Annotated in this window: 17 protein-coding genes; 5 read left to right on the top strand and 12 right to left on the bottom strand. The window is 31.1% G+C overall.

The genetic code is table 11. The features are described 5' to 3' along the window. Positions 1-117 precede the first annotated feature (117 nt). Positions 118-450 (bottom strand): single-stranded DNA-binding protein, encoded by a 333-nt coding sequence (locus ACMFBB_RS13190; protein WP_435261237.1) that lies wholly within the window; start codon positions 448-450, stop codon positions 118-120. 168 nt (positions 451-618) lie between these two features. Here ACMFBB_RS13190 and ACMFBB_RS13185 point away from each other — a divergent pair, with 168 nt between their 5' ends. Continuing rightward, entirely contained in the window at positions 619-969 is a 351-nt protein-coding gene (locus ACMFBB_RS13185; protein WP_435261236.1) for a hypothetical protein, read from the top strand. Positions 970-1,184: 215 nt separating this feature from the next. Beyond that, the gene (locus tag ACMFBB_RS13180) at positions 1,185-1,724 is read left to right on the top strand and encodes a hypothetical protein (protein WP_435261235.1); all 540 of its coding nucleotides are present in this window, start codon (positions 1,185-1,187) and stop codon (positions 1,722-1,724) included. On the opposite strand, the gene ACMFBB_RS13175 is transcribed toward ACMFBB_RS13180, so the two are convergent. Continuing rightward, entirely contained in the window at positions 1,725-2,192 is a 468-nt protein-coding gene (locus tag ACMFBB_RS13175) for a CBS domain-containing protein (RefSeq protein ID WP_435261234.1), read from the bottom strand. 101 nt (positions 2,193-2,293) lie between these two features. Here ACMFBB_RS13175 and ACMFBB_RS13170 point away from each other — a divergent pair, with 101 nt between their 5' ends. After that, positions 2,294-4,585, top strand: a complete 2,292-nt coding sequence (locus ACMFBB_RS13170; RefSeq protein WP_435261233.1) for a M28 family peptidase — start codon at positions 2,294-2,296, stop codon at positions 4,583-4,585. A gap of 373 nt (positions 4,586-4,958) precedes the next feature. Here ACMFBB_RS13170 and ACMFBB_RS13165 read toward each other — a convergent pair whose 3' ends face one another. The 10 genes from ACMFBB_RS13165 to ACMFBB_RS13120 form a co-directional block, all read right to left on the bottom strand. Next, positions 4,959-5,141: a hypothetical protein gene (locus ACMFBB_RS13165; RefSeq protein WP_435261232.1), complete on the bottom strand. Its 183-nt coding sequence runs from the start codon at positions 5,139-5,141 to the stop codon at positions 4,959-4,961. A gap of 23 nt (positions 5,142-5,164) precedes the next feature. Beyond that, positions 5,165-5,530, bottom strand: a complete 366-nt coding sequence (locus ACMFBB_RS13160; RefSeq protein WP_435261231.1) for a hypothetical protein — start codon at positions 5,528-5,530, stop codon at positions 5,165-5,167. Positions 5,531-5,793: 263 nt separating this feature from the next. Further along, on the bottom strand, positions 5,794-6,264 hold the full coding sequence (locus tag ACMFBB_RS13155; RefSeq protein ID WP_435261230.1) for a nucleoside monophosphate kinase: 471 nt from the start codon (positions 6,262-6,264) through the stop codon (positions 5,794-5,796). Between the two features lie 6 nt (positions 6,265-6,270). After that, positions 6,271-6,774, bottom strand: coding sequence for a hypothetical protein (locus tag ACMFBB_RS13150; RefSeq protein ID WP_435261229.1), 504 nt, complete (start codon positions 6,772-6,774; stop codon positions 6,271-6,273). Further along, entirely contained in the window at positions 6,749-7,426 is a 678-nt protein-coding gene (locus ACMFBB_RS13145; protein ID WP_435264303.1) for an RHS repeat-associated core domain-containing protein, read from the bottom strand. Before ACMFBB_RS13145 ends, ACMFBB_RS13150 begins: the two co-directional genes overlap by 26 nt. A 757-nt stretch (positions 7,427-8,183) precedes the next feature. Then, entirely contained in the window at positions 8,184-8,444 is a 261-nt protein-coding gene (locus ACMFBB_RS13140; RefSeq protein ID WP_435261228.1) for a Txe/YoeB family addiction module toxin, read from the bottom strand. Continuing rightward, positions 8,445-8,693 (bottom strand): type II toxin-antitoxin system Phd/YefM family antitoxin, encoded by a 249-nt coding sequence (locus tag ACMFBB_RS13135; RefSeq protein WP_435261227.1) that lies wholly within the window; start codon positions 8,691-8,693, stop codon positions 8,445-8,447. 50 nt (positions 8,694-8,743) lie between these two features. Beyond that, positions 8,744-9,625, bottom strand: a complete 882-nt coding sequence (locus tag ACMFBB_RS13130; protein ID WP_435261226.1) for a tyrosine-type recombinase/integrase — start codon at positions 9,623-9,625, stop codon at positions 8,744-8,746. Then, positions 9,546-10,547 (bottom strand): tyrosine-type recombinase/integrase, encoded by a 1,002-nt coding sequence (locus tag ACMFBB_RS13125; RefSeq protein WP_435261225.1) that lies wholly within the window; start codon positions 10,545-10,547, stop codon positions 9,546-9,548. The genes ACMFBB_RS13130 and ACMFBB_RS13125 overlap by 80 nt, the downstream gene beginning before the upstream one ends. 184 nt (positions 10,548-10,731) lie before the next feature. Continuing rightward, complete coding sequence (locus ACMFBB_RS13120) at positions 10,732-12,270, bottom strand: hypothetical protein (RefSeq protein WP_435261224.1); 1,539 nt, start codon at positions 12,268-12,270, stop codon at positions 10,732-10,734. A gap of 141 nt (positions 12,271-12,411) precedes the next feature. Between ACMFBB_RS13120 and ACMFBB_RS13115 the strand changes: the two genes are divergently transcribed. Next, positions 12,412-12,744 carry a helix-turn-helix domain-containing protein gene (locus ACMFBB_RS13115; RefSeq protein ID WP_093672132.1) on the top strand — a complete coding sequence of 111 codons (333 nt, stop codon included), beginning with the start codon at positions 12,412-12,414 and terminating at the stop codon, positions 12,742-12,744. 83 nt (positions 12,745-12,827) lie between these two features. Then, positions 12,828-13,130, top strand: coding sequence for a helix-turn-helix domain-containing protein (locus ACMFBB_RS13110; protein ID WP_435261223.1), 303 nt, complete (start codon positions 12,828-12,830; stop codon positions 13,128-13,130). The last annotated feature ends 84 nt before the right edge of the window (positions 13,131-13,214 follow it).

Here is a 13,214-nt window from a genome sequence, read left to right as displayed (position 1 = left end):
TAAAAAGTTTCTAAACATTTTATTAACATCAGCAACAAACAAAAAAGGAATCGTTTTCACAATTCCTTTTTTTCTTTTTCAATTTCTTCTTTTCTATGGCTATAGCAAATTCCCCACCTACTTTCCTAACATTAATAATTCATTACATACTACCTCTGTTAGATATCGTTTGTTACCTTCATTATCTTCAAAAGATCGTGATGTTAATTTTCCCTCAATAACCACTTCGTTTCCTTTTTGTAAATACTTCTCAATGATCTCTGCTGTTTTGTTCCAGGCTACAATATTATGCCACTGTGTGTCTGTTACTTTTTCTCCAGCTGAATTTTTATATGTTTCATTAGTAGCTATTGAAAATTTAGCTAACTTTTTACCACTATCTAAAGTGATAATTTCAGGATCATTTCCTAAATTCCCAATCAACTGTACTTTGTTTTTTAGTGCGTTCATAGTATTATTTATTCGTTAAACAGTTAAGATTTTGTCATTCATTTGAATTGACTCTGCAAAGATGTGACACAAAACAAACATTAAAAGGTTGTTAAACACTTGTTTTCGTTTGTAAATGAATGTAAACGTTTAATTATTTTTAATACATTTGTTATCAAATAATTAAAAATGAGTTCAAAAAACTGTTTAGAGTGTAATGAAAAGGTAATTGGACGAATTGATAAAAAATTTTGTTCTGATTATTGTAGAAATGCGTTTAATAACAAAGTAAATAAAGAAAGTAAAAACCTTATTAGAAACACTAATAATCGTTTGCGAAAAAACTATAAAATTCTTTCAGAACTTAATACTACCGGAAAAACTAAAACAACAAGGCGTAGGCTTTTTGATAAAGGTTTCGATTTTAAGTTTATTACCTCAAGTTATACCACAAAAAAAGGAAGTATATATTATTATGTGTACGACCAAGGCTATTTAGAATTGGAAAATGAATGGTTTTTACTAGTTAAACAAGAGTAGCTTAAAACTGTATTTTCCTAATTGACTCTATAACTACTAACAGACTAAAATTATATTTTTATGCCTTTATCAGGAAGCTCATCAATTATTATCCTAGTAATTCTAATAATTTCCATAATCGCTTTCTTCATATTCTATTTCAGTAAGAAGCAAGTAATAATAAGAACACTAAAAAAATACCCAATACAAAAATAGGTAATGTCCAAACAAATCGATTGACTAAAATAACTGGTAAAGCTCAAACTATCAAAGAACCATTAATCGCCCCATACAGTAGAAGAAACTGTGTTTTTTTTACTATAAAAATTGAACAAGAAAATGGAGATGATGAAAATTCATATTGGGAAACTTTGGTTTACGAAGAAAAGATTCAATCATTTATGATAAAAAATAATGAAGATTTAATTATGGTTAATCCAATACAAAATCCAAAAAATTATAAAAGCCATCTAGTTGTTGATTCAAAAGTATCCTCAGGTACATTTAATAATCCCTCACCTAAATTTGAGGCTTTATTAAAACAATATGATATTAAAAGTACGGGGCTTTTTGGTTTTAATAAATCGTTACGATACACAGAAGCTATTATTGAATTAGGAGAAGAAATAACGGTTGCTGGTATTTGTGAATGGAAAAGTTTAGATAAACCAATACCAGGTTATTCTTATTCAAAAATTGCCTCACTTAAAAGTAATCAAAAACAAAAATTAATAATTACGGATTTACCAAAGGAAAGAATAATAAGAAAATCCTAGTTATTTCCAAGTATTTCCTTTTAGCTTCATTGCCGCTTTTAATATATCTTTCTGACTTATTTGACCTACCAACTTCCCATTTTCAACAATAGGAAACCTTCTGCGTTTAGATTCTAAAAATTTATTAACAGCATCAAAAACATTCATATTACCGTCAATTGTTTCTACTTCTTTAATCATTGCCTTACTCACTGTATTATTTTTATCCATTGGCAAATTATGATACCTACTTTGAGAGATTTGCTTCATACAATCTCCTTCTGATATTATGCCTATTAGTTCATTATTTTCATTTACAACAGGCCCTCCAGATATTTTATTTTCTATTAAAGTTTGTATGACGTTTTCAATAGGTTCAGTTTCTTTAAATGTGATGATTTTAGTTGTCATGTAATCTGAGACCAAAATAGGTTCAGCATCTGTTTTTTGGACGTTTGTTCGTTTTCCCTGAAAGTTAATTATCCCCATAATAGTTATTTTAATTCATTAAATATACTGATTTTTAATGACTTATGTTTTTTATCTAAAAAAGGTAATATTTAACTAAATTTATCACCTAAAAATTCTGTATGAGATCAATAAATAAATTTTGGGCAATTTTAATAGTAGTATTGACTATTTTTTGGGCTTTTAATGATAGTATTCCAGCTATTTCAACAACAACAAAAAAAACTCAATTTTCATTAGATAATGCACTATATCATTTAAAAAACATTTCTAAAAAACCTCATTATACAGGTAGTAATGAACATAAAGAAGTTCAAAATTATATTATAAATGAATTAAAAAAACTAGGCTTAACTTCAGAAATTCAAACACAAACTGCTATAAATAAAAAATGGAAAGCTAGTACCACCACTGAAAATATAATAACAAAAATTAAAGGTTCTGAAAATGGTAAAGCTTTATTATTATTAACTCACTATGATTCTAATCCACACTCTTCAATCGGTGCAAGTGATGCTGGATCTGGTGTTGTAACAATCTTAGAAGGAATTAGAGCTTTTTTAGCTAAAAAAGAAAATGTAAAGAACGACATTATTATTTTATTTTCTGACGCAGAAGAGCTGGGTTTATTGGGTGCTCAGGCATTTGTTGAAAATCATCCTTGGGCTAAGGATATTGGATTGGTATTGAATTTCGAGGCTAGAGGAAGCGGAGGCTCAAGTTACATGCTAATGGAAACGAATGGTAAAAACAAAAACCTCTTAACTGAATTTATAAAATCAAATCCTAACTATCCAGCAGCAAATTCATTAATGTATAGTATTTATAAAAAATTGCCTAATGATACTGATTTGACTGTTTTTAGAGAACATGCTAATATTAATGGCTTTAATTTTGCTTTTATTGATGACCATTTTGATTATCATACTGAGCAAGACTCATATGAACGATTAAATAGAGAAAGCCTTTTACATCAAGCTGATTATTTTATAAGTTCACTTAATCATTTTGCAAACATTGATTTATCAGTTTTAAACAGCAATGAAGATTTTGTTTTTGTGAATTTTCCTTTTGTCAAAATTTTATCATACCCCTTTTCATGGATTCTCCCAATGCTAATTATTGCAATTTTACTTTTCATTGTCGTTTTTATTATTGGTGTTAAGCGTAGAAAAATAACTTTAAAAGGCTCTTTAAAAGGTTTTCTTCCTTTTTTATTGTCTTTAGTAATCACTAGTGTAATTAGTGTCTTATTATGGAGGTTATTAGTAATTATTCATCCTCATTATAATGATATCTTACATGGGTTTACCTATAATGGATATCAATATATAGCAGCCTTTAGCTTTTTATCTTTATGGATACTTTTTAAAATTTATAGTTATTTTAAAAATGAAAAAACAGTTGATCTATTTATTGCCCCTATAATATTTGGCTTAATCCTAAATGTATTTATTTATCAAAATTTGCAGGGTGCAGCCTTTTTAATTATTCCTGTATATGCCTCTATTTTAATACTAAGTATTTTGATTTTTATGAATGTTCAAAAAGAATCAAAGACCATACTTTTTGCTATTATATCCATACCAACAATATATATAATTACACCAATGGTTCAGTTATTTCCCGTTGGTTTAGGCTTAAAAATGTTATTTATAGTAGCACTACTAATAACATTGATATTTGGGTTTTCACTTCCAATATTTATTCAAACAAAGAAAAAAAGTATTTTACAATTTTTAAGTGGCTTTACTGCAATTATTCTTTTTATAATGGCTACCGTGAATAATGGGTTTTCAATTGATAAAAAGAAACCTAATAGTTTAGTTTTTATTCAAAACTCTACTAATAATACTTCGTATTGGGCTACATACAATACTGTATTTGATGCATACGTATCTCAGATTTTCAATGCAGACTACACGGAAGGAAATATTCCAGAATATGAAGGAAAAAGTAAATATAATACTAGTTATACACACTATAAAAAAACGGCTAATAAGAATATTCCTATGTCTAAAATTAAGGTAGACATTGATACTATTATAAATAACAAAAGAGAAATAAGCTTTACACTATTTCCTTCAAGAAAAATTAATAAATATGAATTTTATAATTCAACTCCAATTTCTATTTATAACATGTGTATAAATGGTGTTTTATATAACCAAGGGAAATCATTTGATGCTGATAAGGGAATACTTTTAACATATCAAATGGCTAACACTGATAAAGAATTATCAATCTCTTTAACATTAAGTAAAAATTCAAAACCTAACATTATTTTAAATGAAATTTCATATGATTTACTATCACACCCTAAATTTAATTTAAACCCTAGAAATGAAACTATGATGCCAATGCCCTTTGTTACAAATGATGCCATCATTACTTCAAAGAAAATACTATTCTAATACCCCAATTAACGTGAGTAATCAAGAATTTAGTAGTCAATTTTGTTTAATATAAAATTACAACTAGTATTGATGAAATAATAGTCTTGACTATTTTACAGGTAGAACCGAAACGACTATCGATAAAAATACCCACGACCGTATTTTAGAGGTATCTAATTTTGAACAACAACTCCGTGAATATATATTCTCAGTAATTGATGGATTTATCTTTAAAAGAAAAATTTAGTCTATTTTATAAACTGTAAAGTATAGCTTTACTTTAAAACATAAAATAAAACTACCTCACAATTTAATGTGAGGTAGTTTTATTTTTATGTTATTCTTAATACTTACTCATATACGCCACTAGTTATAAACTAGGGGGCAGGAGTTATCTAATATACTCCATTAAAACATTCATCTTTATCTTATAGGTAAAGCCAGAAATTTTCTTAGTTTCATTTACTGTACTTCGGATACGTAACTTAGAGGCAGTTAACTCCTCTATGACAAATTGTTGTGAAGCACTTGTTGCTGATCCGCCTCCTATACCGCTATTAGATGGAATATTCACAGAAAATGACTTTCCTGAAATTGTTAAATATTATCCTTTAAAGACCATTCTGCTTTGTTAGAAACATCATTATAAGACATCGTTTGTGATGAAGATATACCATTTGAGCTATAGTTTACATCAATATCATAAGAACCTTCAGCCAATAACTCATTCGGGTTCTTTGTAATGGTCATACTTGCCTCAATATTCTTAAACTCTCCTCGGTATTCACTATCTATATTCTGACCTTGGACAGTTATACTTGAAGATCCTTCATAAACAGAAGAAACCATTTTCCAAGTACCTAATAGATTTTCTGCCGAACTCGATACTTCGTCATTTTCACTACATCCAACAAAATTTAATGCTACAAACATCATAGCAAATAAAAAACATACTTTTTTCATATTTATCATTTTTAAAATTTACTCTTTCATAGACTTCTAAATCAAAAGCCTTTTTTAAACTAGCTCACCATCTAATGCAAGGTAGCTTCTTTTTTAACTTATCGTTTTGCCATTACACCCGAACAACGTGAACTGATGAACTCCCATTTAAAAAATAGAATTCCCGTGAATAAATGGCTAATAATACTCTCGTTATTTAATTATACTTTCTTTTAATACTTGCCATTACGCTATCCCTAAATGTCAAGGTGCGGAGGATTGCATTATTTTATATTATTTCCCAATATTAATTCTAATTCATCAAAATTAGAAATTTCAATAAATTGTCCTTTTCTATTAAAAGCTCTTTTAATTTTTATTATATCATTTATATCTTTTTTATTCTTGCCCTCTTTAATAGAAATATGTTTGAGTTTAGATTTCACTCTAAGTTTTTCTATACTACCTATGAATAGTTCAGTTTGATTTATTGTTATAGGATATCCCATAATAATGACATCAGAACTTATATTTTTCATTTTATTAATAATTAATTTATTTACATCTTCATCTTTTACCAATTCTCCTTGAGATAATTTTTCTTTAATAGATAAGCCTAAAGATGAATCTCTATTTATTTCTTTTCTTAGTAAATCAGGAAGATAAATTATCTCTATTTTCTTTAAAAAAGATATAGCGATTAACTTATTATATAAAGATTTCGAAAAAGAACATTCAATTGATACTATATTCATAAATTATTATTTTTTAGATGGTGTAAATATTACATCTATAGTACCTCCATCTGCAGATGACTCTTTAATAATAGGTTTACCTCCAAAACCAGATCTTTGCGCTGCTTTTCCCGTCGGTGTACTAAATGCGGCGTCCTCTAAAGACATTGTTTTTTTATTTTTCATAAATACCTTATAGTTCGTTGAGGGTTTCCCATTAAAATTAGCCTTCCAAGTTCCTTTAACTGTTGTTGGCTTAAATTTGTTTACAGCAGCTTTCATAATGGCCTCTAAAACTCCTTGTCCTCTCATTTTTTCAGGAACTGTTATGTCAAGTTCTAATTTAAGTCCAGATTGTAATGTAACATCCCCCATATCTTTTCCTTTAAAAGAGACCATATTCCAATCATCTGCACCATCCATTACTTGTTGCAATTTAATGTCTTGAGGCTGAGCCTTAGACACTTGCTGAAAAGGAACAATATTTTTCCTACTGGGATGAACATCAACAAACTCTGGTTGGGGGACCATAATCTAATTTTTGAGATGCCTTTTGCGATATAACAGATTTTTTAGTTCTCGCTGGTATAGCTTTAAATTTCGCATTTATTATTCCTAATGCAGACGAGGCATCCTCTAACCAACCTACAGAATATGTTGTAAAGTATTTTGACGACTTTAAATTTAAATCTTGAAGATTAACATCTCCTGAATTAATGTGACCCATAGACATGTAGTAGCCAATTCCTTCATGCATCAGTATAGCTACATCTTTCATAGCTCCCTTATCGACAAATGTACCTCCCGTTATATTATGAAACCAATGACCGTATGTTTCTTTCTGAACATAGCCATCATAGATAGGTGTTATTTGAACAGAACCATCAGTTCCAGGCATTCCATATGTTTGAAAATAGAAAAACTCTAAACCTTCTAATTCCACACCATCAATTACTCTATTTTCTGAAAAAGCATATGAAGAGTTATGTGGATACTGAGAAGCCATGGGATCAGGTCTAAAGAATCTACCAATCCTTGCATCATGCATACGATATGTAAAGTTGTAACTATTCCCTTCCCCTTTCACTTCATCGTCTTTCTCTTGTCCTTGGAAACCGTAACGGTAAGAGTCTGCTTGTCCATGTCGATTAGGTACGAGCATACCAAAAGGATAGTAATCTATGCGTTTTTCTACAAAAAATTACTTTTTTTTGCGCATACCTTACCTTTCTCAGCTACTAAAAAATATTTTAAAGAACGTTTACTTACCTGCGAATATACTGTTTTTTAGCCTTTCCATAAGTAGTATAAGGTAACAACTTTTCTTCAAGTTGTCACCTTATGAACGTTCCGCAAAGGGGTGAAAAAGTGGCTGGCAGTGCTTGGATTTTCAGCCCTTTGTGGAATGACTTGTTTTGCATTTTGATGGAACGAGTTGTGTAAAAAAACAAGCAAAGAAGTAAGACAAGCTTTTTCGCTTGACGGCTTTTTGTGAAGTCTTTTTTAGACAAATTCGAAGCGGTGGCTTACGAAGTAAAAATTAACGTCCGATCCCGATTCTTTCGGGAGAGACCAACGCGGCTGCCTTGCGGCTATTTTGCATAATAGCAGTTATAACTACACCCGCTAAAATAAAACACGCCGAAGGCAACCAAAAGTGGTGCTATTATAACTTCTATTATGTAAATATAGCTTTGGGTGATTTTTGGCTTGGTGCGATGGCAACAGCTATTTGTTTTTTTGTTGGATTAATGAAGCGTACAAAAATGTTGTGCTAACGCATTTTTGTACGTGGAATGAGCGGTGGATCATGTAAAAAAACAAAGTGCTGTTTTGCGGTGGGAAGCCAAAAATTACAGGGCGGTGGCGTGCGGAACAAAACAAAAGACAGAGTTTTTTTGCCTTTTTCGGCAATAAACTGGCTTTTGTTTTGTGGGGATTTATTTTCCGTAATGATAACGACAAGCTGCTATCAAAATTTGTTCTTTTTCATATTTATAAACCAATCGATGTTCTGATGTTATTCGTCTTGACCAATAACCTTGTAAATCTCCTTTTAAAGCTTCGGGTTTCCCTATACCTTCAAAAGGTGTTCGCATACAGCTTTTAATCAGTTCATTAATTCGTTTTACAATTTTCTTATCGACTTTTTGCCAATACAAATAATCTTCCCAAGAAGATATAGACCAAGTTAATTTCATCTATTCTATTAAGTCTTTCTCAATACCATTTCCTGCTTCTAATTCTTTGATAGAGTTTAATAAAATATCTCTATTTTTCCCTGTCAACAGATAGGTTGTTTCTTTTAATGAATTGTATTCATCAAGTGATATTAACACCAGGTCTTTGCCACTTTTTCTTTTGATAATAATGTCACTAACATCATTAACTACTTTATCAAACCAATGCTTTAGATTTGAACGAAAGTCTGTATAATTTACTGTTTCCATACTACAAAGATAATAAAAAAGTACTTAAAAAAGTACTTAATTGATTTTATTTAACTAAATGGATGGAAGTTATTTACTGTTTCGTGTAGACTTTCTAAATCGTCTTGCACATATCTTTCAGTAGAACTGATGTATTTGTGTCCTGCTAAGTATTGTACTTTTCGTAAACTGTAGTGCTTTAACCAACTTATAATAACACTAGTTCTTAATTGTTTGATATCCGTAAAGCTGTTATTGATTGCTTTTAACTCTTTGGTTATTTTAGCTAATACACCGTGTAGGTTACTGCTTTTTCCCATAGGCAATAATAATTGTTCGGTTTCTTTATCGGTTCGTTCTAAAATATCTGGTCTAACAGCGTTAATATATTCCATAAATTCCATTAACTGCCAAGGTTTTAATTCTAGTTCTCTTGTGTTGCTTTTTCGTGTTCCCGGAATGGTTATTTTGCCTTTATAAAGTTGTATGTGTTCTACTTCCAGTAATTGTAAATCTCGTGTATTTAAGCCTTGATACACCAATAAGCCTACAATAATTTTATTACGCTTTCTTGCAAGTTCGTTTCCTTTACTTATTGGATAACTGGAATAAATATCTTCCAATTCTTCGAACTCTAAAAAGTTCTTTTTGATAGATTTTTTAACGCCTTTTATATGCAGGTCTTTTATGATATTCTGTAACCTGTAATGTTCTGACACCAAATAATCAAAGTAAATTTTAAGATTACCAATATAGGTTTTTAAGGTTCTTGCTTTTACATTCCCTTTTCGTAAATGTTCGATGTATTTTAAAAAGGTTTTATACTCTATACTTTCGGGGGTTGTTCCGTAAGTGGCACACCATCTAGTAAATCTAGTAACGCTTCTTTGGTAGGTTAGGATAGTTTTGTTGTTGTAACCTTTGCTTTCTAAGTAATTCTTGTACGTGTTCATCGCCTGTATATTCTAAAAAATGAGTGTAAATCTGGGTGGATTCTAATGATGTATGCCCTAAAAAAGTGCTGATTTGTTCAATGTCTGCGCCTTGTTCTAGTAAATGCGTAGCTATGCTATGGCGTAAGCTATGAAGTGTAATAGTACGCTCTTGTAAATCGTGGTTTTCTGTAGCTTTTATAACAGCCTTTAAACGATTGGCAAAGCTCATACCCTGTAATCTCCCGCCTCGGTAATTGATAAACAACGCTTCTGTTTCCTTGTATTTGTAAAACGCTGTTCTCCAATCGTAAATGTATTCTTCTAGTATTCGTAAACTGTGTTTATTCAGTGGTACAAATCGTTCTTTATAGTTCTTCCCTTTACTTACAAATAATCGCTGTTTGCCAAAAAAGATGTCTTTTACATCTAAATGTATCAACTCATTTCTACGTAATCCACAACTGTAACAACATACTAAAATGGCTTTATCTCTATACCGTATTTTTGCATCTGGATTGCTAGATTTTGTTGCTGCAAATAGCTCTTTTATTTCTGCTTGTGTTAGTACACTTAACATATCTCTAGCGTTACCTATTTCTCGTTTTAGATGAATGTTAATCCCTTTATGGTTATGTGATTTTAGGTATTCTCTGAACTTAAATAACGCTTGTTGGTGTTTGTTTAAATGTCCGTTACTAATCCCTCCTCCTCGTCTTTGATTGGTGCGTGATTTTAAGTAATTGTAATAATCCGTGATGTGTTTGGTTTGTATATGGTTAAGCTTATTAATATTTTTATTTTCTAAGTAATGAAAGAACTCTCGTAAGTGAATCGGTAAGTTATACACCGTACTCTTTGCATAGCCTAAAATATCTAACCATTGTTTAAAGTCTTGTACTAAAACCTTATAACTGTGCGTATCTAAATGGAGTTGTTTCATAATTTACCTTTGGTATTAGTTCCCGAATCGAGTTCGGGATTAATTCGATTACGTCCCGAAGTTTCGGGACTATCTCATTAATTTTTATTGGGTATGTATTTTTCGGGTTCTTGTGGTTAGGATTATCTAAAACATTGATTTACTATTAATTAACTTAACCATTTTAGTAGTGGTTACCCTGTGGTTAAGTGGTTAGGTTGATATTGGATAAACAGTTTTGTAAAGCCGTGTTTATTTTCGCTTTAAGCTCTTGATAATCATTAACATTGATAATCTCAAAATGATAGGCTTGCCCTCTTTTTCCTTTAATCTTTTTTATATAACCTTCTGTTAAAAGTTGTTTGTTATAGCGTTGTAAGGTGGTTTGTTTTATCCGTAAACGTCTGCGGATTTCTGTATTAGTAAATGTAGTTTGGTTGTTTTCTTGGAGGTACTTCTTTAAGTTTTCTAAATGATTTCTGCAAGCTCCTGTTATCGTATCGCTTTTTCGTAGTAATACTTCTGTTATGAGTTCGTTGGCTTCCTCAATATCCTCGATCTCTGTTTCTATATATTCTTCGCCTGTGTCTTTATCATATTGCTTCTCTCGTTGCCACTGTTTATAAAAGGTAATCGCTTCTATAAATTGTAAATAGTGTGCATTGGTTCTTCTTGGTTTAAATACTGAAGATGGTAGCGATAGGTATAAAGCATACGGATTGATCACTTTTATCGGTTGTAATACACGCTGCACATTGCGGAGAATCTCCGCCGATAAATATTGCTCTTCTTCATTTACCTGTCCCGCCGACACGGTGCGTTGGTAGTTCATTATTCTTCTATCTTGCTCCTCACTTTCATCAATGTAGAGCAGGAAGCTCCTGTTGCTGTTATCCTCGTAAATACTTTCTTGTGTGGTACAACCTGCTACACTTACAGGACCTTCAACAGTTAGGTGGATCGTTTTGGTAGTGCCTTTGCGGTCTTTGTGAACTACGGTTTTGGTAATGCGTTTTTTACTTTGCAATTCTCGTAGTGGATACAGTACACTTTCTGCGCCGTCTAAGTCTTCAATAAGTATTAATTTGTGTTGTAGTTCTGTACGATTGAAGTAATAAAACGCATTGGCACTTAGTACCGTGATTTCTACTTTGTCCTCCGCTGGTATCAGTTCTGCTACCTTACTTTGTAAATGGGTTTTTCCAACCCCACTACTACCCAAGCTAATACAATGCAAAGGATTGTTTGTTTTTCTACTGGTAAATATCAGATACATCAACAAGCGATTGACATGCTCTCCGATAACACCACTTTTACCGATATACTCGTTCGTTTTTTCTAGTAGGCTTTTTGATTGTAAAAATTTAATGGCTGCTTTTTCTTCAGTAGCCGTAAGTTGTTTTATATAAGCTTTCTGGTTTTCCGTTTGCTTTTCATTTAGTAAAAGTCTGTAACTCTCTAATGCCTTGGTAACTTCTTGTAACGCTTTTCTAATAACACTTGTACCAAGTTCCAAGCGCTCTGCACATTTGCGTACGAGCTTTTCTACTTGGTTGTCGTTGTATAAATCTACACTCTGACGTAGTACATTTAATACACTCTTTCCTTTTTGCAATTTCTCAATACTTAAGGTTACTCGTAAACTTTCTAATTTATTGAGCTGTAATCCGCCTAAAACATGGAGTTCTAATTCCTTTGTTTTATATACATAGTCGTTTGCCTTACTTGTATTGAGTTTGTTCATAACTTATAAATATCACTTATCAGTTACAAACTTAATCAATAAATCATATTCTACAACAATTAATTTGTTTGTTTTTTAACCTTTAAGTAGCGTATATTTGTAAAAAACCTACTTTTAAAGGCTTTTTATCACTTTTTGATTATGAATTTAGGAGCAACTATTACTCTTTTAAGGAAAGAAAATAAACTATCTCGTGAAGATTTAGGTAAAATGGCAGGAACTTCAGGCGCAGTTATAGGAAGGTATGAACGTGATGAAATTACTCCTTCTGTAGAAATTGCTAACAAAATAGCAATAGCTCTAGATGTTTCTTTAGACTATCTTGTTGGCAATAACAATATTATTTTTAAAGATAAAGCCATTTTAAAACGTATTGAAAATATTACTAAAATGCCTGCACAAGAAAAACAACAACTTTTTAATGTTATGGATGCACTAATACGTGACTTTAATGCTAAAAAAGCTTACTCATAACAAACAAAAAACTACCTCACAATTTAATGTAAGATAGCTTTATTTTTATACAATTCTTATTGCTTACTCTTAACCGCCACTAGTTGCAAACTAGCGGGAGCCGTTACTTTGACATACTCGCGCCATCAGGGGTAAATAATAAAAGCTTATCTAGATATGAATTAGGTAGTAGTATACCTCCTGCCGACGCTTTAAAAGCTATTGCAGATGCACTTGCTGTTTCTGCTGATACATTGTTAAGTGATGATGTAACAACTATTAAAGACAAGGAACTTTTAAAAAGGTTTCAAATTATTCAAGAAATGACAGGAGAAGATAAAGCTATGATTATAAAATTTCTTGACTTAAACATTAGAGACTTTAACGCTAAAAAAGCGTACTCCTAACAAACAAAAAACTACCTCACAACTTAATGCAAGGTAGCTCTATTTTTATCTAATTCTTATTGCTTACTCTTAACCGCCACGAGA

Source organism: Tenacibaculum sp. nBUS_03, from assembly GCF_051201695.1.
GTDB lineage: Bacteria > Bacteroidota > Bacteroidia > Flavobacteriales > Flavobacteriaceae > Polaribacter.
Note: the sequence above shows the minus strand (reverse complement) of the source record. Positions and strands in the feature narration are given on the sequence as shown.

Excerpts from the sequence above, each read along its gene's own strand:
- ACMFBB_RS13190 (WP_435261237.1), bottom strand. The coding sequence starts at position 450 with ATGAACGCACTAAAAAACAAAGTACAGTTGATTGGGAATTTAGGAAAT.
- ACMFBB_RS13185 (WP_435261236.1), top strand. The coding sequence starts at position 619 with ATGAGTTCAAAAAACTGTTTAGAGTGTAATGAAAAGGTAATTGGACGA.
- ACMFBB_RS13175 (WP_435261234.1), bottom strand. The coding sequence starts at position 2,192 with ATGGGGATAATTAACTTTCAGGGAAAACGAACAAACGTCCAAAAAACA.
- ACMFBB_RS13170 (WP_435261233.1), top strand. The coding sequence starts at position 2,294 with ATGAGATCAATAAATAAATTTTGGGCAATTTTAATAGTAGTATTGACT.
- ACMFBB_RS13160 (WP_435261231.1), bottom strand. The coding sequence starts at position 5,530 with ATGAAAAAAGTATGTTTTTTATTTGCTATGATGTTTGTAGCATTAAAT.
- ACMFBB_RS13155 (WP_435261230.1), bottom strand. The coding sequence starts at position 6,264 with ATGAATATAGTATCAATTGAATGTTCTTTTTCGAAATCTTTATATAAT.
- ACMFBB_RS13150 (WP_435261229.1), bottom strand. The coding sequence starts at position 6,774 with ATGGTCCCCCAACCAGAGTTTGTTGATGTTCATCCCAGTAGGAAAAAT.
- ACMFBB_RS13140 (WP_435261228.1), bottom strand. The coding sequence starts at position 8,444 with ATGAAATTAACTTGGTCTATATCTTCTTGGGAAGATTATTTGTATTGG.
- ACMFBB_RS13135 (WP_435261227.1), bottom strand. The coding sequence starts at position 8,693 with ATGGAAACAGTAAATTATACAGACTTTCGTTCAAATCTAAAGCATTGG.
- ACMFBB_RS13130 (WP_435261226.1), bottom strand. The coding sequence starts at position 9,625 with ATGAACACGTACAAGAATTACTTAGAAAGCAAAGGTTACAACAACAAA.
- ACMFBB_RS13125 (WP_435261225.1), bottom strand. The coding sequence starts at position 10,547 with ATGAAACAACTCCATTTAGATACGCACAGTTATAAGGTTTTAGTACAA.
- ACMFBB_RS13120 (WP_435261224.1), bottom strand. The coding sequence starts at position 12,270 with ATGAACAAACTCAATACAAGTAAGGCAAACGACTATGTATATAAAACA.
- ACMFBB_RS13115 (WP_093672132.1), top strand. The coding sequence starts at position 12,412 with ATGAATTTAGGAGCAACTATTACTCTTTTAAGGAAAGAAAATAAACTA.